Source organism: Micromonospora sp. SD19 (assembly GCF_054462275.1).
In genome coordinates this window covers 181,805-200,850 of sequence record NZ_JBTLMN010000006.1, presented here as the reverse complement: position 1 = coordinate 200,850, position 19,046 = coordinate 181,805, and the positions used below count along the sequence as shown (strand labels likewise).

Below are 19,046 nucleotides of genomic sequence, written 5' to 3'. Positions count from 1 at the left end.
GCGGTGCGCCGAGGGCGCGTGAGAGATGGGGTACGGGGGCCGCATGAGCGAGCGCAACCAGCGGATCGACGGGAGCGCACCGTCGTCGGCGATCGACGTCGGCCACTGCGAGGGGGCGCGGTGACCACGACCACCGGGCATCTCCCGGCGCTCGCCGCCGCCGTCCTGCAACCCGGCTTCGTCGGCACCACCCCACCACCGTGGGTGTGCCGCTGGCTCGGCGACGGCCTCGGCTCGGTGGTGCTCTTCGCCCGCAACGTCGTCGACACCGAGCAGGTGGCCGCGCTCACCGCGACGCTGCGCGCGGAACGGCCGGACGTCATCGTGGCGATCGACGAGGAGGCCGGTGACGTCACCCGGCTGGAGTCGGTCCACGGCAGCTCCCGGCCCGGCAACTTCGCCCTCGGCGCTGTCGACGACCCGACGCTGACCGAGGCCGTCGCCCGGGACCTCGGCGTCGAACTCGCCGCGGCCGGCGTCACCCTCAACTACGCCCCGGACGCCGACGTCAACTCCAACCCGGCGAACCCGGTGATCGGCGTCCGCTCCTTCGGCACCGATCCGACGCTGGTCGCGCGACACACCGCCGCCTGGGTCCGTGGGCTCCAGGCCGGCGGCGTCGCGGCCTGCGCCAAGCACTTCCCCGGGCACGGCGACACCCGCGTCGACTCGCACCACGACCTGCCCCGGATCACCGCCGACCGGGCCCGGCTGGACGCCTGCGAACTGGCCCCGTTCCGCGCCGCCGTGGCCGCCGGGGTGCAGGCGGTGATGACCGGTCACCTGCTGGTGCCCGCGCTCGACCCGCAGCTGCCGGCGACGCTGAGTCAGCGCATCCTCGGTGGCCTGCTCCGCGACGAGCTGGGCTTCTCCGGCGTGGTGGTCACCGACGCGGTGGAGATGCGCGCGGTCGCCGACCGGTACGGCTTCGCCGGTGCGACGGTCCGCGCCCTCGCCGCCGGTGCCGACGCGATCTGCATCGGCGGCGAACGGGCCGACGAGCAGGCCGCCCGGGAGCTGCGCGACGCCATCGTGGCCGCCGTCATCTCCGGCGAGTTGCCCGAGGAACGGCTCGCCGAGGCCGCCAAGCGCGTCGGTCAACTCGCCGCCTGGACGGTGGCCGCCCGCGGCGCCGGCTCCGCCGCGGCGCGCGCCGCCGACGTCGGGCTGGTGGCCGCCCGCCGGGCCGTCCGGGTCACCGCCGCCCCGGGCACGACGGGCGCGCTGCCACTGACCAGCGCCGCACACGTCGTCGAGTTCGAGCCGCTGCGCAACATCGCCATCGGTGCCGAGACCCCCTGGGGCATCGGTGGGCCGCTGGGCGAGCTGCTGCCCGGCACCAGCACCGTCCGCTACGGCGAACCCGACGTGCCGGCAGACCCGGGCGCCGGGGCGGGCACCCGCCCGTTGGTCCTGGTCGTCCGCGACCTGCACCGGCACGACTGGATGCGCGCCGCCGTGCACCGCGCGTTGGCCGCCCGCCCGGACGCGGTGGTGGTCGAGTTGGGCGTGCCCGAGATGGTCACCGGGGCGGTGCACCTGGCCACCCACAGCGCCACCCGGGCCAGCGGACGGGCCGCCGCCGAGGTGCTCACCGGCGCCCGCTGACCCGCCCGGCTACGGGAGGTCGGCGACCAGGTCGGCGTACTCGGGGTGCTTGTCGATGAACGCGGCCATGAAGGGGCACTGCGGCACCACCGTCGCGCCCCGGGCGCGGACCTCGTCCAGCGTGCCGCGGATCAGCGCGCCGCCGACGCCCTTGCCCTGAAAGCCCCGGTCCACCTCGGTGTGGGTGAAGACCAGGACCTCCCCGCGCATCAGGTACGCGGTGAAGCCGGCCAGCGCGTCGTCGACCAGGATCTCGAAACGGTGCTTCGCCGGGTTGTCCTCGACCAGGGTGCTCATCCGGCCATTCTCCCCGCCGCGTCGGCCAGCGCGTCGAGTTCGCCGAGCAACCGGTCCACCTCGTCGGCCGTGTTGTAGTGGTAGATGCTGGCCCGCACCGCGCCGCCGCTGTCGCGCAGACCCATCAGTTGGAAGTACTCGTAGGCGTAGTAGTCGCCGACGGAGAGACAGAGCCCGGCCGCGCCCAACGCCTCCTGGACGGCCGCCGGCGACATCCCGGCGACCCGGAACGACACCGTCGGGCAGCGCCGGGCCGGCGAGCCGTAAACGGTGATCGCCGGCCGCTGCGCCAGCCCGGCGAGCAGTCGGTCCAGCAGCGCCTCCTCGTGGGCCTGGGCGGCGGCCAGCCCGGCCCGCAGCCGGGCCCGCCGGTCCCCGACCGCGTCCGGGTCCAGCCCGGCCAGGTGATCCACCGCGGCGGCCACCCCGGCCAGCAGCGGGAAGCTCGGCGTGCCGTACTCGAAGCGGTCCGGCACCGCGTCGGAGGACGGCAGCAGCTTCGCCGGGCGCAGCGTCGCCCAGAGAGCGGGGTCCGCCACCATCGCCGCCAGGTGCGGCCCGGACCACTTGTACGCGCTGGTGACCAGCACGTCGGCGCCGAGCGAGGTCAGGTCGGTCGGGACGTGCGGAACTGAGTGCACCCCGTCGACGTGGACCAACGCGCCGGCCGCGTGCGCGGTCTTGGCGATCGCCGGCACGTCCGGCATGGTGCCGATGGCGTTGCTGGCGGCGGTCACCGCCACCAGCCGGGTCCGCTCGCCGACCAGGTCGGCGTACTGGGCGGCGGGCAGCTCGCCGGTCCGCCGGTCGACCTCGGCCCAGCGAACCGTCGCGCCGGCCGCCTCGGCGGCCTGCACCCACGGCCGCACGTTCGCGTCGTGGTCGAGCCGGGAAACCACCACCTCGTCACCCCGGCGCCAGGTCGCGCCGAGCGTGCGGGCCAGGGTGTACGTCAACGCTGTGGCACTCGGGCCGAGCACCACCCCGGACGGGTCGGCGCCGAGCAGGTCGGCCACCGCCGAACGGGCCTCGGCCACCAGCTCCAACGACCGGCGGCCGGCCACGTTGGCGGCGCTGCGGTTGCCGACCGCCATCCGCATGGTCTCGGTGACCGCGTCGATCACACCGGCCGCCGTCTGGGTGCCGCCGGCACCGTCGAAGTGGACGAAGCCCTCGGTCAGGGCGGGGTACGCGGCCCGGGTACGGGCGATGTCGAACGGCATGTCCCGGACCCTAGCCGGGGTGCTCCGGGCACTCGCCGCCGCCCGGCATCGCGTCCGTCTCGTACCCTTGGCGGGGTGACGAACCGACCCGCCACCATGCCCATCCCCTCCGTCCGCCGCGCCGCCGGTCTCTTCGCCGGTCTGGCGCTCGGCCTCGCCGCCCTCGCCGGGTGCAGTTCCCAGGGCGCCTCCACCGACTGCGCGGTGGACGCCTGCACCGTCACCTTCGATCGGGGTGTCGACGCGCGGACCACCATCCTCGGCATCGAGGCCAAGCTGGTCGGCGCCGAGGGCGACCAGGTGACAGTCGAGGTCGCCGGGGAACAACTCACCCTCACCACCGGTCAGCAGGCCGCCGAGGCCGGCGGCTTCGCCGTCACCCTGGACAGCGTGACCGACCAGCAGGTCAAGGTCCGGGTGGCCCGCAATCCGGGTAGCTGACCCGGGCGGGCGGCGGTGGCCGACGTTTGGAAATCTTCGTAAACGGAGATTGTGGCGCCATGTCACTTACCCGTAACGCCGAAGCCACCGCCTCCCGTACGGCGGACAGCCGGTGGCTGGAACTCCTCGCCCGGGCCGGCTTCATCGGCTACGGCATCGTGCACCTGCTCTTCGCCTGGCTGGCGTTGCAGATCGCGTTCGGCACGTCGTCCGACGACGGCGACCAGTCCGGCGCGCTGCGGACCCTCTCCCAACAGCCCCTCGGCAAGTTCCTCGTCATCGCCGTCGCGATCGGCCTGCTCGCGATGGCGATCTGGCAGGGACTGGAGGCGGCGGTCGGGCACCGCGCCGAGCGCGGCAAGGAACGGGTCATGGAACGGGTCGCGTCGGCCGGCCGGACCATCGTCTACCTCTACTTCGCCTGGACCGCCTTCAAGGTCTTCTCCGACGCCGGGTCGAACAGCGCCGACCAGCAGGAGGCGCTGACCGGCAAGCTGATGACCTCCAGCGGTGGCCGCTGGCTCGTCGGCCTGGCCGGCCTGGTGCTCGCCGCAATCGGTATCGGCCTGGTCATCTACGGCATCCGCAAGAAGTTCGAGAAGCACCTGAAGACCGGTGAGATGAACCCGAAGACCCGCCAGCTGGCCCGCCGGCTGGGCATGGCCGGGTACGTGGCCAAGGGTGTCGCGTACGGCATCGCCGGTCTGCTGGTCATCGTCGCCGCGGTGAACTACGACCCGGAGAAGGCCCGTGGTCTGGACGCCGCGCTGCACACCCTGCGCGAGCAGTCGTACGGCACGTTCCTGCTGACCCTGGTCGCCCTGGGCATCGCCGCCTTCGGCGTCTACTGCTTCCTCCAGTCCCGGTACCGCAAGGTCTGAACTGGTCGATTCCCAGGCCGTCGGGCACTCTTGGGCTTTTGCCCGGAGTGCCCGACGCCTGGTTGAAGGGGAGCACCGAAGCCGTGCAGAACTATCTCGAAACGGCCGTCGCCGCGCTCGTCGCGGCGGCGGTCGCCCTGTTCCTGGTCGAGGTCGTCCACCGGTTGACCCGGCGGTTCGGCCGCCGGTCACTGCTGCTGACCGAGCTGACCGAGCACGCGCACCGCCCGTTCCAGGTCGCCGCGACGGTCCTCGCCGTGCAGTTCGCCGTCCGCTTCACCACCGGGTACGCGGTGGGCGAGAGCTGGCGGCGGCTCCTGCTGCACCTGCTCATCCTCGGCGTCATCGCCACACTGGCCTGGCTGGTCGCCTGCCTGCTGGTCGTCGTGGAGGACACCGCGCTGGCCCGGTTCCGGGTCGACGTGCCCGACAACCGGCACGCCCGGCGGGTACGGACCCAGGTGGTGATGCTGCGCCGACTGACCATCGCGGTGATCGTCATCCTGACCGTCGGCGTGATGCTGATGACCTTCCCCAGCGTGCGGGGCATCGGCGCCGGTGTGCTGACCTCCGCCGGTGTGGTCGGTGTGGTGGCCGCACTCGCCGCGCAGAGCCTGCTCGGCAACGTCTTCGCCGGCCTCCAGCTCGCCTTCAGCGACGCCGTCCGGCTCGACGACGTGGTCGTCGTGGAGGGGGAGTGGGGGCGCATCGAGGAGCTGACCCTCAGCTACGTGGTGGTGCAGATCTGGGACGACCGACGGTTGATCCTGCCCACCTCGTACTTCACCAGCAAGCCGTTTCAGAACTGGACCCGGACAGAGGCGGCGGTGCTCGGCACCGCCGAGTTCGACGTGGACTGGGCGGTGCCGGTGCAGACCATGCGTGAGGAACTGCGCCGCCTCGTCGAGGGCACCGAGCTGTGGGACGGGCGGGTCTGCGTCCTCCAGGTCACCGACGCCACCGGCGGGACGGTGCGGTTGCGCGCGCTGGTCAGCGCCGCCGACGCGGGCAGTCTGTGGGACCTGCGCTGCCTCGTGCGGGAGCACCTGGTCGCCTGGATCCGGGACAACCGCCCGACCGCCATGCCCCGGCTGCGCACCGAGCTGGGCGACTCCAACAGCAACCTGTCCTGGCAGTGGGTGCAGCCGCGGCGGCCGGCCCGGCGTCCCTCCGACACCGAGGCGCCCGACGACGCCCGTGTCTTCGGCGGCAGCGACGACGGCGACGCCCGCAGCGAAGCCTTCGTGGGCCCCGACGAATCCCGCCCCCAATAGCCCTCGCTCCGCCCCGATGGAGGGCTGGGGGAGCGGGTCGGTTCGGGGAGGTTTGGTCGGGCTTGGGTGGGGGATGTGCTGCCGGACGTCTCTGGCGTGATCGCGGCGGCTGTGGCCGCGTATCGGCGGCGCGGCGTGCGGACAACACCGACGGTGCGCCACTTGGCGCGCTTTAGGATTGACGAGCGGCGACTCCGGGCATACAGCGCGGTGATGAGGAAAGGAGGACAGCATGGCTGACGTGGCGAAAGCCCGCACATCCCAGAATGGGAGCGAGCCCTCCACCGCCGAGTTGGTGCAACGAGCCACCGAGCAGATCTCCCGCCTCGTGCGGGACGAACTGACGCTGGCCCGAGCGGAGTTGACCCAGAAGGGTAAGCACGCGGGCATCGGGATCGGCCTGTTCGGCGGCGGCGGCGCGCTCGCGTTCTTCGGCCTGGGTGCGCTGGTCGCCACGGCGATCCTGCTGCTCGACCTGGTGTTGCCCGCCTGGGCCGCGGCGCTGATCGTGGCGGTGGCCTGCTTCCTGGTGGCCGGCATCCTCGCCCTGGTGGGCAAGAAGCAGGTCAGTCGTGCCGTCCCGCCGGTCCCGGCGGCCACGGTCCGCAGCCTCCGGGCAGACATGGACACCGTCACCGCCGCGGTGAAGGACAGGGGGCGGCAATGACCGGCAACGGGACCGGCGACACGGAGGCGCTGCGCGAGGAGATTCGTCGCACCAGGGTCGAGCTGGGCGAGACGATGGAGGCGTTGGCCGCCAAGGCCGACGTCAAGGCGCGTCTCAGGGAGTCCGCCGAGCAGGCCAAGGAGCGGATGCGTGAGCAGGCGGCACAGACCGTCGCCCGGGTCCGCGGGCAGGCCGTGCGGGGCGCGGGGATGGCGCGGGCGCGGGCCCACGAGAAAAGCGAGTTGGTACGCGCACAGGCGTACGACAAGGGCGAGTTGGTGCGCCGCAACCCGATGCCGTGGGCGGCCATCGCGGCCGGTGCGGTGGCCACCGTTGTGGTGTTGATGATCGTGCGGGGGAGGCGTAGGTGAGTAAGAGCATCGGCAGGGTCGCGTACCGGCCGGTCGGCGTGTTGATGGGCATCGCCGCGGGGGCGGTGGCCGGGGCGATCTTCCGGCAGGTCTGGAAGGTCACTGCGGGCGACGGTGAGGCGCCCAACGCGACCGACGAGGATCGCGGCTGGGGCGAGATCCTGGCGGCCGCGGCATTGCAGGGCGCCATCTTCGCGGTCGTCCGGGCCGCCGTGGACCGGGGCGGCGCGGTCGGCGTACGCCGGATGACCGGCAGCTGGCCGGACTGACCAGACAGCGACGTCAGCCCCCTTCCCGCATCGATGGGAAGGGGGCTTTCGCATGGCATCACCCGCCACCCGGCACGCCTGAGGCATCCGTCAGGTCACATGTCGGAGAAATTCGTCGGAGAGGTCGTGACAGACTTTTTGCGTCCGTGATTTGCTGGTCCCCGCTGTTGCGAGATGGCGTGGGTTGAGAGAAGTCTCCTTCGTGGGGCCGCCTCAGGCACCGCTGCTCAAAAACGGCCAATCGGCCGGACGGCGTGCACGGCCGCCAGTTTTTAGAGGGAGATACACATGGCTCAGGGAACCGTGAAGTGGTTCAACGCTGACAAGGGCTTCGGCTTCATCACCGTCGATGGTGGGGGTGCTGACGTGTTCGTCCACTTCTCGGCCATCCAGACCAGCGGCTACCGCTCGCTGGAGGAGAACCAGCGGGTGGAGTTCGAGATCGCGCAGGGTCAGAAGGGCCCGCAGGCCGAGCAGGTCCGTCCCATCTGAGTAGGACGGCCGGCCCCCGCCGGCCAGTGGGACGATCCGGCCCAAGGGTAACTGTGCAGCCCCGCATCCCATCGGGATGCGGGGCTGCACACGTGTTCGGGCTCCCCAGTGGAGCGAGCGCTCAGCGTCGACGCGAGCGCAGACCGAGCCAGAGCACCACCAGCCCGGCCAACGCCACGAGCGGACCGACCACCGCCCAGATCTTCTGGTCGGTCATCACGCTGCCGTCGACGTAGCCGAGGCCCTGGACCGTCCACACCGCGCCGATCACCACGGCCAGCAGGCCGAGGGTGAGCGGAAGCCAGCCCCTCATCGCGTCCCCTCTCCGCCGCCCGGGGCGGCACGCCGCCGTCCAGCATCGCCGGCCGGACGGTGCGACGCGAGCATCCCGGGCGCGCGGGTCACCACCGGTCGTGCACCTGCGGGCGGATCAGCTCGTCGTAGGCCTCGCGGACGGCTGTCAACTGCTCGTCGGTGAGCGGGGACAGGGCGGCCGCCGCGGCGTTGCGTCGGGCCTGGTCGGCGTCGCGGGCACCGGGGATGACCACTGTGACGCCCACCTGGTCCAGCACCCAGCGCAGTGCGAACTGCGCCATCGTGCGGTCCGCGTCGACCAGCGGGGCCAGCCGACGTACGGCGGCCAGACCCCGGTCGAAGTCGACTCCGGAGAACGTCTCCCCGACGTCGAAGGCCGCGCCGTGCCGGTTGAAGTTGCGGTGGTCGTCGGCGGGGAACTCGGTGTGCTCGTCGTAGCGGCCGGAGAGCAGGCCGCTGGCGAGCGGCACGCGGGCGATGATGCCGACGCCGGCTGCCGCCGCGGCGGGCAGCACCCGCTCCAGGGGCTTGTGGCGGACCGCGTTGAGGATGATCTGGACGCTCGCCACCCCCGGTCGGGCGATCGCGGTGAGGGCCTGGTCGCAGGTCTCGACGCTGACCCCGTACCCGGCGATGGCCTTCTCGGCGACCAGGGTGTCCAAGCCGTCGAAGACCTCGTCGGAGGAGAAGACCACGGTGGGCGGGCAGTGCAACTGGACCAGGTCGAGGGTGTCCATGCCCAGGTTGGCCCGGGAGCGGTCGGTCCACTGCCGGAAGTTGGCCAGGGTGTACGCCTCGGGCCGCTGCTCGACGCGGCGGCCCATCTTGGTGGCGACGGTCAGCCCGGCGTCGGGTCGGGTGCGCAGGAAGCGGCCGATCAGCTGCTCGCTGCGGCCGTCGCCGTACACGTCGGCGGTGTCGAGGAAGGTGACCCCGGCGTCCACGGCGGCGGCGAGCACCGCCATCGCGTCGTCCTCGCTGACGGTGCCCCAGTCGGCCCCGAGTTGCCACGCGCCCAGGCCGACCGCGCCAACGGTCCGGCCGAGCCGGTTGAAGCTGCGCTGTTCCATGCCCCGAGCCTAGTGATCGGGTTGCCACGGTGCCAGGCGAGCCGTACCGTAAACAGTACGCACGTACGGTTTAGGAGGCGATCATGTGGGATCCGACGGCCTACCTGCGCTTCGGCGACGAGCGGTCGCGGCCGTTTCACGACCTCGTCGCCCGGATCCCGGCCGGGCGACCCCGGGCGGTGGTCGACCTCGGCTGCGGCCCCGGCCAGCTCACCGCCACCCTCGCCGAGCGCTGGCCGACGAGCCGCGTGCTCGGCCTGGACTCCTCACCCGACATGATCGAACGGGCCGCGGCCCTCGGCGCGCCGGTCGACTTCGCGGTGGCCGACCTGCGCGACTGGCGTCCGGCCGGCGACGAGGACGTGGTGGTCAGCAACGCGGCGCTGCAGTGGGTCCCCGGCCACCAGGAGCTGCTGCGCCGGTGGGCCGCCGAGCTGCCCGCCGGGGCGTGGCTCGCCATGCAGGTCCCCGGCAACTTCGACGCCGACTCGCATCGCGCCCTGCGGGAGGTCGCCGACCGACCGACCTGGCGGGCCGACGTCGCCCCGCTGCTGCGCGCCGACCCGGTCGACGATCCGGCCGACTACGCGGCGCTGCTGACCGCCGCCGGCTGCGCTGTGGACGCCTGGGAGACTACCTACGTGCACCTGCTACCGGCCCGACCCGCGGCCGAGCACCCGGTGCTGGTCTGGATGGAGGGCACCGCGCTGCGCCCGGTCCGGGCCGCGCTGGACGCCGCCGGCTGGTCCGCCTTCCGGGCCGAGCTGGGGGTACGGCTCGCCGCGGCGTACCCGGTGCGGCAGGGTCAGGTGTACTTCCCGTTCCGCCGCGTCTTCGTCGTCGCCCGCACCGGCGACCATGTTCAGGAGAACCCGTGACCGACCTGCCCACCTTCATCGCCGGCCTGCCCAAGGCGGAGCTGCACGTGCACCACGTCGGCTCCGCCTCGCCCCGGATCGTCGCCGAGCTGGCCGCCCGCCACGAGGGACGCACCCCCGTGCCGACGGACCCGGACGCGCTGGCCGCCTACTTCGAGTTCCGCGACTTCGCGCACTTCATCGAGGTGTACCTGAGCGTCGTGGACCTCATCCGGGACCCGGAGGACGTCTGGATCCTCACCCACGAGGTGGCCCGGGAGCTGGCCCGCCAGCAGGTCCGGTACGCGGAGCTGACCATCACCCCGTACTCGCACGTCCGGCGGGGCATTCCCGCCCCGGCGTTCTGCGAGGCCATCGAGGACGCCCGCAAGCGCGCCCAGGCCGACTTCGGCATCGAGCTGCAGTGGTGCTTCGACATCCCCGGCGAGGCCGGCCTGCCGGCAGCCGAGGAGACGCTGCGCATCGCGCTGGACGAACGCCCGGACGGGCTGGTCAGTTTCGGCCTGGGTGGCCCGGAGATCGGCGTGCCCCGACCGCAGTTCCGGCCGTACTTCGACCAGGCCCGCGCCGCCGGGTTGCGCTCGGTGCCGCACGCCGGGGAGACCACCGGACCGCAGACCGTCTGGGACGCGCTGAACGAGCTGGGCGCCGAGCGCATCGGGCACGGCATCTCCGCCGCCCAGGACCCGCAGCTGCTGGCGTACCTGGCCGAACGGCAGATCGGCATGGAGGTCTGCCCGACGTCCAACGTCCGTACCCGGGCGGTGGCCACCATCGACGAGCACCCGCTGCCCCGACTGGTCGAGGCCGGGTTGCTGGTCACCATCAACTCCGACGACCCGCCGATGTTCGGCACCACCCTCAACGACGAGTACGCGGTGGCGGCCAGGCTGCTCGGGATCGGCGCCGAGGGCCTGGCCGGGCTGGCCCGCAACGCGGTCACCGCGTCCTTCCTCGACCCCGCCGGTAAGCAGCGGATCCTCGCCGAGATCGACGCGTACCTCGTCACCGCCGGCTGACCCGGTCGCCACTCGGTGGCCGGCCGGGCCGGCGGTGGCGAGCAGGGCGCGCGGCGGGAGCGTGGGTGTGGGGGGACCTGTGGCTCCCGCCGCGCGCGCGGCTCCACCGGCAGTGGGTGCGTGCTGCGCTCGGCCGGTGGAACTGGTGGGTTCGTGCTGTGATCCTGTCAGCCCGCGACCGACGTGAGGCCGTCGTTAACCGCGATCTAAGGAAGACTTGCACCGGCGCACAGCCCGGGGTTCCGGCCGGGTCAGTCGTCGGTGGGGCGCTGGCGGGGCCACCGGCGTCCGCTGGCCTTCGTGTCCCGCGCGTCGCGGGCCATCCGGCCGACCAGACCGAAGCGGCTGACCTGCCGGGGTGTCGCCTCCGGGTCGGCGAGCAGCATCACCACGCTGGCCCCGCCCAGCCGGGCGCGGTCGATGCTCACCGAGCCGTTGGCCTGCAACGCCACCCGCTTGGCGATGTCCAGGCCGAGCCCGGTCGAGCCCTGGTCACTGGCGCCCCGGCGCAGTGCCCGGTCCGGGTTGGCGATGCCGGGGCCGGCGTCGTCGATCCGGATCGCCACGTAACCGTCGCGCCGGGACACCGCCACCTCGAACGCGGTGCCCTGCGGCGTGTAACGGAAGACGTTGCCGATGACCGCGTCCAGCGCCGCGGCCAGCTCGGCGCGCGGCACCGGCGCCGGGATGCGCAGCTGCGCGCCGGTGACCCGGTGCGGCCGGTTCTGGTCACCGGCCAACGCCGCCCAGAACACCATCCGGTCCCGGACCACCTCGCTGACGTCGCACATCGCCGGCCCGGCCTCGTGCGCCACCGCCTTGCGGGTCGTCTTGATCAATACGTCGATCTCACCCTCCAGGGTGACGATCGCCTGCCGGATCCGCCGGATCCCGCGCAGCCGGTCCAACTCGGCCTGGCTGAACGAACCCACGCTGGTGTCGTCGGACTCCAACGCCTCCGCGTCCAACCGCAGCACCGTCAACGGGGTACGCAGCCGGTGCGACAGGTCGGCCACCAGCTCCCGCTCGTCGGTGCGGGCGGCGTCCAGCCGGTCCGCCATCCGGTTGAAGGCGTACCCGGCCTCGGCCAGCTCGCGCGGACCGGTCGGCTCGACGCGGACGCCGAGGTCCCCGTCGCCGATGGAGAGTGCCGCCTTGACCAGGCCGCGGGTCGAGTCCACCGCGCGGGCGGCGACCCGGTCGACCACCAGCACCGCCGCGCCGACCATCGCCGCACCGACGGCGAACAGCAGCAGCCAGGTGCCACCGGCGCCCTCGCCCAGCGCGGACTCCGGAAGGAACACCTCGACCACTGCCGTCCGGTCACCGAGGACCACCGGGTCGAGCCGGGCCACCCCGCCGTCGACGTCGACGACCACCGACTGGCGCTCGGAGCGGGCCCGCTCCAGGTCACCGCCGCTGGCCCGGCCGGCGGACTCGTCCAGCCCCAACCCGTGCACCACGGGTCGGGTGGGTGCGCCCTCGGCGCTGGCCACGACGGCACGCTCGACGACCACCGGGTCGGTGCTCACCGCCAGCGCGCCGGTCACCAGCGCGCTGCGCCGCGCCGCGTCGGCGATCGCCTCGTCCCGACTCTGTTCCCGCAGACTGAGCCCGAGCGGAATCAGGAACGCGAGCGCCACCAGGCTGCACATGCCGGCGGTGAGCACCGCCAGCGCCGTCCTCAGTCCGGTGCCACCAGCCGGAATCCGACCCCCCGCACGGTGCGCAGGTAGCGCGGCTTCGCCGCGGACTCGCCCATCTTTCTGCGGAGCCAGTACAGGTGAACGTCGATGGTCTGATCCTCGCCGACCGATGGCTGCCGCCATACCTCCTCCAAGAGTTCCCGGCGGGACACTACCCGCCCAGGTCGTGCGGCGAGATACGCCAACAGGTCGAATTCCTTACGGGTCAGCGCCAGCGGCTCCCCGTCGAGCTGGGCGCTGCGCTCGCCCACGTCCACCCGCAGCCCGCCGACGCTGTGCACCGCCGGCTGCACGGACCGACTGGCCCGGCCGGCCCGGCGCAGCACCGTGGTGATCCGCGCGTCCAGGTGCGCCCCGGTGAACGGCTTGACCATGTAGTCGTCGGCGCCGGCGCGCAGCAGCTTCACCACCGACTGCTCGTCGTCACGGGCGGTGGCGATGATGATCGGAATGTCGGTGATGCCGCGCAGCATCCGCAGCGCGTCCGAGCCGTCCAGGTCGGGCAGGCCGAGGTCGAGCACCACCAGGTCGGGTGTCTCCGCGGCGACCCGACGCAGCGCGTCCAACGCCGTACCCACGGCGTGCACGGCATGCCCCCGGTCGGTGAGGGACCGCAGCATCGCGCCGCGTACGACGTGATCGTCTTCGACCAGGAGCACGGAGGCCACGACAAGACCGTACTTGGCCTGGCAAGTTGATCGCGTTGCGACGTGCCTGGCGACCGGGCAAGCTGGTACGACGATGTCGTTCACCCTGTTCGCCGATGCCCGCCTGGCCCTCGCCCGGGACAGCCTCGCCGGTCTCTCCACCGGCGACGCCCTCGGCGCGCAGTACTTCCTGCCGGGGTCGGCGCCGGTGGATGTCGCCGCCGCCGCCCTGCCGCCGGCGCCCTGGGAATGGACCGACGACACCGAGATGGCCTGCTCGGTCCTCGCCCAGTTGGCCGACTCCGGCGGCATCGACCGGGACCGGCTGGCGCTCTCCTTCGCCGAACGGTGCACCCCGCGCCGAGGCTACGGTGCTGGCGCGATGCTGATCCTGGAGCTGATCCGCACCGGCACCCCGTGGCCGCTCGCCGCCGCCTCGGCCTTCGACGGGCAGGGCTCCTGCGGCAACGGTGCGGCGATGCGGGTCGGCCCGCTCGGCGCGTACTTCGCCGATTCGACCGCCCGCGCCGCGGCGCAGGCCCGCGCCGGTGCGGAGGTGACGCACGCCCACCCGGAGGGGATCGCCGGCGCGGTCGCCGTCGCCGTGGCCGCCGCGCTGGCCGCCCGGGCCCGCCTCGACGGGCACCGGCCGGCCCCGGAGCGGCTGCTCGCCGGGATCGGTGCCGCGCTCGACCCGGGCACCGCCGTGCATCGGGGCGTACACCGGGCGGCCGAGCTGCTCGGACGGCCGCTGTCCCGGGTGGTGGCGGCGCTCGGCAACGGCTCCCGGGTGACCGCCCAGGACACCGTCGGGTTCACCCTCTGGGTGGCCGCCACCCACCTCGACGACTATCCGGCGGCCATCGAGACGTGCATCCGGGCCGGTGGGGACATGGACACCACGGCCGCCATCGCGGGATCGGTGGTGGCGGCGTACACCGGCGTCGGCACCCCGGGCGGGGTGCCCGAGTCGTGGCTGGCCGCCCGCGAGCCACTACCCACCTGGCTCCCCTGAGCCGAGGCCGCCTTGCCCGCGCGGGCCGCCCTGCGCAGCTGCTCTGACGACGCGGGCCGCCCTGCGCACCGGGGCTGCCTTGCCCGCGCGGGCCGCTCTGACGACGCGGGCTGCCCGCCCCCCGGGGCTGCCCTGACGAGGCGGTTCCCCCTGCTCACCGGGGCTGCGTGCCCGCGCGGGCCGCCCTGCGCAAGATCAACTCGGCTTCCTGTATATCGGGGTGTCCGCGTGGCCCGGTTGCCGCGGTTTTCGGAAAGCCGAGTGGATCACCGCCAAATCGGACTGTCCGGGCGGTCGGGACGCCGCGGTTTCCGGGAACCCGAGTGGATCACCGCGATGCCGCGGAAACGGCGGGCTGGGGGTCGGCGGGCTGCGGGTTGGTCCGCGTCGGGTCGGCGGGCTCTGCGGGCTCGGCTGCGTTACCGATTGTCTCGGCGGGCGTCGTGGCGTCGCTCGCGCTGCCACGTGTCGCGGTGGGTTCGGCGCTGCCGCGCGTCGCGGTGGGTTCGGCGCTGCCACGTGTCGCGGTGGGTTCGGCGCTGCCGCGCGTCGCGGTGGGTTCGGCGCTGCCACGTGTCGCGGTGGGTTCGGCGCTGCCGCGCGTCGCGGTGGGTTCGGCGCTGCCACGTGTCGCGGTGGGTTCGGCGCTGCCACGTGTCGCGGTGGGCTCCGCGCGGCCGGTTATCTCGGCCAGGGTCGCGGCCTCGTCGCGCTTCGTGCCCTGGTCCGGGTCGCCGGTCACCTCGGCGAGCGCGGTGGTCTCGTCCGGGCCGCGTCGGCGCCACCGGCTGACCAGCCAGCCGATAGCCGCGCCGCCGCCCAACCCGGCCAGCAGGCCGGCGGCCAGCATCCCGTCGGCGTTGCCGGACTCCTCGCCGGCGCCACCCGCGCGGGTGGCCGGGTCGCCGTCGCCGCCCGGTTCGCCGTCGGCACCGCTGCCCTCAGCGGCTGGCGCGCCGGCCGGCGGCGCGCCGTGACCGCCACCGTGCGCGGCCGGTCCGGCGGCGCCCGGGGCCGCCGGGAGCAGGGTGAGCGCCGGGGCCCGCTGCGCGCCTGCGGCGTCCGCCCACCGGACCACGGTCCCGTCGGCGTACGTCTGGACGACCTCGAAGGTGAGCCGCTCGGCCTGCGGCATCGGCCCCATGGAGAGCGCCAACCGGGCCGGGCCGGCGTCGCCCGCACCGACCCGGACCCAGGTCACCGCCGTCGTCACAGTGCTCACCCCGGAGGAGTGGATGCCGGCCAGCGGCTTGTCCAGGGTGCGGGAGCTGATCCGGGGCGCCCAGCCGTCCACCGACATGGGGTAGACCTCGGCGACCGGCGCGTCGGCCGGCAGTCGGACCTCGATCTGCTTGGTGGTGGTGCCGGCCCGCTCCGCCGGGACGGTGAACTCCAGCCGTACCGCGTCGCCCTGCCGGGCCTCGGTCGGGGTGATCGTCACGTCCGCCGCGTACGCCGTGCCAGGCCAGAGCAGCAGCCCGGCGGCGGTCACCGCGGTCGCCGCCACGATCCGCCGCCGACGGCCGTCGCCGTGCGTGCTCCCCATCTCGTGCCCCCATCCGTGTCGACGCGGCCGGCACCGGTTCCGGCCACACCTTCTAGTTCGGCTGCGAGGCGCGAAAGGTTCAACGGCGGCGGTAAGGAAGGTGCCGTTCCCGGTCGGGGACACGGCGACCGATAGCATCGGCAGGAGCCGAGGATCGGCACCGTTTCGTACCGCTTGGAGGAGTCACCGTGTCCGCACCCCGTACCCCCGCCGTGGCCGACCCCGTCGTCGTCGCCGCCGGGACCACGGCGGCCGACGCGGTGGCCGCGGCCGGACTGCCCGCGAACGGCCCCAAGGCGATCGTCGTGGTCCGCGACCCGCAGGGCCAGTTGCGCGACCTGGACTGGTCGCCGGCCGAGGAGACCGTCGTCGAGCCGGTCAGCCTGGACTCGCCGGACGGGCTCAACGTGCTGCGCCACTCCACCGCGCACGTGCTCGCCCAGGCCGTGCAGGACGTCTTCCCCGAGGCAAAGCTGGGCATCGGCCCGCCCATCGAGAACGGCTTCTACTACGACTTCGACGTCGACAAGCCGTTCCAGCCCGATGACCTCAGCAAGCTCGAGAAGCGCATGCAGGAGATCATCAAGTCCGGGCAGCGGTTCCGTCGCCGCCGCTTCGGCAGCCTGGACGAGGCCCGCTCCGAGTTGGCCGACGAGCCGTTCAAGCTGGAGTTGATCGAGGTCAAGGGCGAGGGCCTCGACACCGACGAGGTGATGGAGGTGGGCGGCGGCGAGCTGACCATCTACGACAACCTCGACGCCAAGGAGGACAAGGTCTGCTGGTCGGACCTGTGTCGTGGCCCGCACCTGCCGACCACCCGGCTGATCGGCGCGTTCAAGCTGATGCGCTCCGCCGCCGCGTACTGGCGGGGGTCGGAGAAAAACCCCCAACTGCAGCGGGTGTACGGCACCGCGTGGCCGACCCGCGACGAGCTCAAGGCGTACCTGAAGCTGTTGGAGGAGGCCGCCCGGCGCGACCACCGCAAGCTCGGCGCGGACCTCGACCTGTTCAGCTTCCCCGACGAGATCGGTTCCGGCCTGGCGGTCTTCCACCCCAAGGGCGGCATCATCCGCCGGGAGATGGAGAACTACTCCCGGCAGCGGCACGAGGCCGCCGGGTACGAGTTCGTCAACACCCCGCACATCACCAAGGCGCAGCTGTTCCAGACCTCCGGTCACCTGCCGTACTACGCGGACACCATGTTCCCGCCCATGCAGCTCGAAGGCGCGGACTACTACCTCAAGGCGATGAACTGCCCGATGCACAACCTGATCTTCAGGTCGCGCGGGCGGTCGTACCGGGAGCTGCCGCTGCGGATGTTCGAGTTCGGCACCGTCTACCGGTACGAGAAGTCCGGCGTGGTGCACGGCCTGACCCGGGTCCGGGGCCTGACCCAGGACGACTCGCACATCTACTGCACCCGCGAGCAGATGGCCGGCGAGCTGTCCACGCTGCTCAGCTTCGTGCTCGACCTGCTGCGCGACTACGGCCTCGACGACTTCTACCTGGAGTTGTCGACCCGCGACGACTCGCCGAAGTTCATCGGCGCGGACGAGGACTGGGCGGAGGCGACCGAGGCGCTGCGGACCGCCGCCGCGACCTCCGGCCTGGAACTGGTGCCCGACCCGGGCGGCGCGGCGTTCTACGGCCCGAAGATCTCCGTGCAGGCCCGCGACGCGATCGGCCGGACCTGGCAGATGTCCACCATCCAGGTCGACTTCAACCAGCCGGAGCGGTTCGGGCTGGAGTACCAGGCCGCCGACGGCAGCCGGCAGCGGCCCGTGATGATCCACCGGGCGCTGTTCGGGTCGATCGAGCGGTTCTTCGGGGTGCTCACCGAGCACTACGCGGGTGCCTTCCCGGCCTGGCTGGCGCCGGTGCAGGTGGTGGGCATCCCGATCCGCGAGGACCACACGGACTACCTGCACGGCTTCGTCGCCGCGCTGCGCGCGGAGGGCATCCGGGCCCAGGTGGACGCGGGTGACGACCGGATGCAGAAGAAGATCCGGACGGCCCAGCAGCAGAAGGTCCCGTTCATGGTGATCGCTGGCGACGACGACGTGGCCGCCGGCACGGTCTCCTTCCGCTACCGCGACGGCTCGCAGCGCAACGGGGTGCCGATCGCCGAGGCGGTGACCCACGTGCTGGACGTGGTCAGCTCGCGGACCAACATCGGCCCCTCCGCCGCCGCGGAGTAGCGCAACCGCCGCGCGGCCGGTGTGCCGCCGGTGTGCGCCGCGCCTGCCCGCTCGCCGCGCTCGTGGTGCCCGCTCGCGGGTGCTGGCTCGCCGCGCTTGTGGTGCTGGCTCGTCGCATGATCGTGCTCGATCCAGGAAGTAGTGGCCTCCCCGGTGCGGGAGGCCACTACTTCACTGTTCGAGCGCGATCATGGGATGGCGGCCGGGGCCGGCGATCATGGGCCCGGAGGCCGGGGGCCGCCGATCATGGGTCGGAGGCCGGAGGCCGGGGGCCGGCGTGCGAGGCCGGGGGCGGTTTCGGGTGTCAGATGCCGCAGTTCGGCGCTGACCAGCCGCCGACCGCCGCCACGTGGGTGTGGTCGTTGTGGTCCGGGTAGCCGGGGCCGAGGATCTGCCCGAAGCCGTGGTAGCGGGCCTGCTGGGCCAGTCGGCAGAACGACGGGGACCCGACCAGGTCCACCCCGTCGCCGTACAGGTGTCGGCTGTTCGACGCGCCACCGACCGCGCTGTTGCAGGCGTAGCTGCGGAAGCTGCTGCTGATCGCGATGGACACGTCGCCGAGTGCGTGCCGCATGGCCTGGAGTTTCCACATCGACACGAGCGCGTTGAACCGGGCGGTGCTCGCCGACACCGCACCGCCGGACCAGTCGCTGTTGCACTTGTTCAGCTCGGCGTAGCTGAAGTTGGCCGGGGTGCAGTCGTCGTCCTGGAGGGCGTAGAGCCGGTTGAAGGTCTGTGGGCCGGCGATCCCGTCGGCGGGCAGCCCGTACGCCTGCTGGAAGCGGATCACCGCCGATCGGGTGGCTGGGCCGTACGCGCCGTCCAGGGTGAGCACCGCGCCGTAGCCGGGGTAGCCGGCGACCCGGATCTGGAGCTGCCGGACGTCCTCGCCGGACGCACCCTGGGCCAGGGTGCGGCCCCAGGTGTAGCAGCCGTCCGCCTGGGCCGCGCCGGCGGTGAGGGTGACGCCGACCACTGTGGTGGTGGCGGTCAGCGCAAGTGCCGCGAGGAACCTGCCGAGCCGTCGGAACATGAAGCCCTCCATCAATGCATGGAAGTATCTGAGTGCATGGAAGTTTCATGCCTTGCCGTTGATCCGTCAAGAACTTGCAATGCCCGGTTTCCCGAC

General features: G+C 72.9%; 20 protein-coding genes. 12 read left to right on the top strand and 8 right to left on the bottom strand.

The window, feature by feature from the left end; all coding sequences use genetic code 11:
- Positions 1–120: 120 nt before the first annotated feature.
- Positions 121–1,608, top strand: coding sequence for a glycoside hydrolase family 3 protein (locus ACX27O_RS21035; protein ID WP_458939942.1), 1,488 nt, complete (start codon positions 121–123; stop codon positions 1,606–1,608).
- A 9-nt stretch (positions 1,609–1,617) separates the two neighbouring features.
- Here the strand turns inward: ACX27O_RS21035 and ACX27O_RS21030 are convergent, their stop codons facing one another.
- Positions 1,618–1,905, bottom strand: a complete 288-nt coding sequence (locus ACX27O_RS21030; RefSeq protein ID WP_269679981.1) for a GNAT family N-acetyltransferase — start codon at positions 1,903–1,905, stop codon at positions 1,618–1,620.
- A complete protein-coding gene (locus tag ACX27O_RS21025; protein WP_458939941.1) occupies positions 1,902–3,128 on the bottom strand; it encodes a cysteine desulfurase-like protein in 1,227 nt (408 codons plus the stop codon). The genes ACX27O_RS21030 and ACX27O_RS21025 overlap by 4 nt, the downstream gene beginning before the upstream one ends.
- 75 nt (positions 3,129–3,203) lie before the next feature.
- On the opposite strand from ACX27O_RS21025, the gene ACX27O_RS21020 reads away from it, so the two are divergent.
- The 7 genes from ACX27O_RS21020 to ACX27O_RS20990 all read left to right on the top strand — a co-directional run bounded on the left by ACX27O_RS21020 (position 3,204) and on the right by ACX27O_RS20990 (position 7,523).
- Positions 3,204–3,569 (top strand): hypothetical protein, encoded by a 366-nt coding sequence (locus tag ACX27O_RS21020; protein ID WP_458939940.1) that lies wholly within the window; start codon positions 3,204–3,206, stop codon positions 3,567–3,569.
- Between the two features lie 59 nt (positions 3,570–3,628).
- Positions 3,629–4,450 carry a DUF1206 domain-containing protein gene (locus tag ACX27O_RS21015; RefSeq protein ID WP_458939939.1) on the top strand — a complete coding sequence of 274 codons (822 nt, stop codon included), beginning with the start codon at positions 3,629–3,631 and terminating at the stop codon, positions 4,448–4,450.
- Positions 4,451–4,533: 83 nt separating this feature from the next.
- A complete protein-coding gene (locus ACX27O_RS21010; protein WP_458939938.1) occupies positions 4,534–5,724 on the top strand; it encodes a mechanosensitive ion channel family protein in 1,191 nt (396 codons plus the stop codon).
- Positions 5,725–5,956: 232 nt separating this feature from the next.
- Positions 5,957–6,391, top strand: coding sequence for a phage holin family protein (locus tag ACX27O_RS21005; protein ID WP_030338239.1), 435 nt, complete (start codon positions 5,957–5,959; stop codon positions 6,389–6,391).
- The gene (locus ACX27O_RS21000; RefSeq protein WP_030338237.1) at positions 6,388–6,762 is read left to right on the top strand and encodes a DUF3618 domain-containing protein; all 375 of its coding nucleotides are present in this window, start codon (positions 6,388–6,390) and stop codon (positions 6,760–6,762) included. Before ACX27O_RS21005 ends, ACX27O_RS21000 begins: the two co-directional genes overlap by 4 nt.
- Positions 6,759–7,031, top strand: a complete 273-nt coding sequence (locus ACX27O_RS20995; protein WP_030338235.1) for a DUF4235 domain-containing protein — start codon at positions 6,759–6,761, stop codon at positions 7,029–7,031. Before ACX27O_RS21000 ends, ACX27O_RS20995 begins: the two co-directional genes overlap by 4 nt.
- A gap of 288 nt (positions 7,032–7,319) precedes the next feature.
- Positions 7,320–7,523, top strand: a complete 204-nt coding sequence (locus ACX27O_RS20990; protein WP_030338233.1) for a cold-shock protein — start codon at positions 7,320–7,322, stop codon at positions 7,521–7,523.
- A 121-nt stretch (positions 7,524–7,644) separates the two neighbouring features.
- Here ACX27O_RS20990 and ACX27O_RS20985 read toward each other — a convergent pair whose 3' ends face one another.
- Positions 7,645–7,836 carry a hypothetical protein gene (locus tag ACX27O_RS20985; protein WP_030338231.1) on the bottom strand — a complete coding sequence of 64 codons (192 nt, stop codon included), beginning with the start codon at positions 7,834–7,836 and terminating at the stop codon, positions 7,645–7,647.
- 88 nt (positions 7,837–7,924) lie between these two features.
- The gene (locus ACX27O_RS20980; protein ID WP_210867079.1) at positions 7,925–8,908 is read right to left on the bottom strand and encodes an aldo/keto reductase; all 984 of its coding nucleotides are present in this window, start codon (positions 8,906–8,908) and stop codon (positions 7,925–7,927) included.
- A gap of 83 nt (positions 8,909–8,991) precedes the next feature.
- Here ACX27O_RS20980 and ACX27O_RS20975 point away from each other — a divergent pair, with 83 nt between their 5' ends.
- A complete protein-coding gene (locus ACX27O_RS20975) occupies positions 8,992–9,786 on the top strand; it encodes a trans-aconitate 2-methyltransferase (RefSeq protein WP_358126458.1) in 795 nt (264 codons plus the stop codon).
- Complete coding sequence (locus tag ACX27O_RS20970) at positions 9,783–10,805, top strand: adenosine deaminase (RefSeq protein ID WP_458939937.1); 1,023 nt, start codon at positions 9,783–9,785, stop codon at positions 10,803–10,805. The genes ACX27O_RS20975 and ACX27O_RS20970 overlap by 4 nt, the downstream gene beginning before the upstream one ends.
- A 251-nt stretch (positions 10,806–11,056) precedes the next feature.
- Here ACX27O_RS20970 and ACX27O_RS20965 read toward each other — a convergent pair whose 3' ends face one another.
- Both ACX27O_RS20965 and ACX27O_RS20960 read right to left on the bottom strand, forming a co-directional pair.
- Entirely contained in the window at positions 11,057–12,460 is a 1,404-nt protein-coding gene (locus ACX27O_RS20965) for a HAMP domain-containing sensor histidine kinase (RefSeq protein WP_030338223.1), read from the bottom strand.
- A 29-nt stretch (positions 12,461–12,489) separates the two neighbouring features.
- Complete coding sequence (locus ACX27O_RS20960; protein ID WP_030338220.1) at positions 12,490–13,179, bottom strand: response regulator transcription factor; 690 nt, start codon at positions 13,177–13,179, stop codon at positions 12,490–12,492.
- Between the two features lie 73 nt (positions 13,180–13,252).
- On the opposite strand from ACX27O_RS20960, the gene ACX27O_RS20955 reads away from it, so the two are divergent.
- Positions 13,253–14,173, top strand: a complete 921-nt coding sequence (locus ACX27O_RS20955; RefSeq protein WP_210867082.1) for an ADP-ribosylglycohydrolase family protein — start codon at positions 13,253–13,255, stop codon at positions 14,171–14,173.
- 328 nt (positions 14,174–14,501) lie between these two features.
- Here the strand turns inward: ACX27O_RS20955 and ACX27O_RS20950 are convergent, their stop codons facing one another.
- Positions 14,502–15,719 (bottom strand): DUF1775 domain-containing protein, encoded by a 1,218-nt coding sequence (locus tag ACX27O_RS20950; protein WP_458939936.1) that lies wholly within the window; start codon positions 15,717–15,719, stop codon positions 14,502–14,504.
- A gap of 188 nt (positions 15,720–15,907) precedes the next feature.
- Between ACX27O_RS20950 and thrS the strand changes: the two genes are divergently transcribed.
- Complete coding sequence (gene thrS / locus ACX27O_RS20945) at positions 15,908–17,917, top strand: threonine--tRNA ligase (RefSeq protein WP_357638507.1); 2,010 nt, start codon at positions 15,908–15,910, stop codon at positions 17,915–17,917.
- A 304-nt stretch (positions 17,918–18,221) separates the two neighbouring features.
- Here the strand turns inward: thrS and ACX27O_RS20940 are convergent, their stop codons facing one another.
- Positions 18,222–18,950 (bottom strand): D-Ala-D-Ala carboxypeptidase family metallohydrolase, encoded by a 729-nt coding sequence (locus tag ACX27O_RS20940; protein ID WP_030338212.1) that lies wholly within the window; start codon positions 18,948–18,950, stop codon positions 18,222–18,224.
- Positions 18,951–19,046 lie beyond the last annotated feature (96 nt).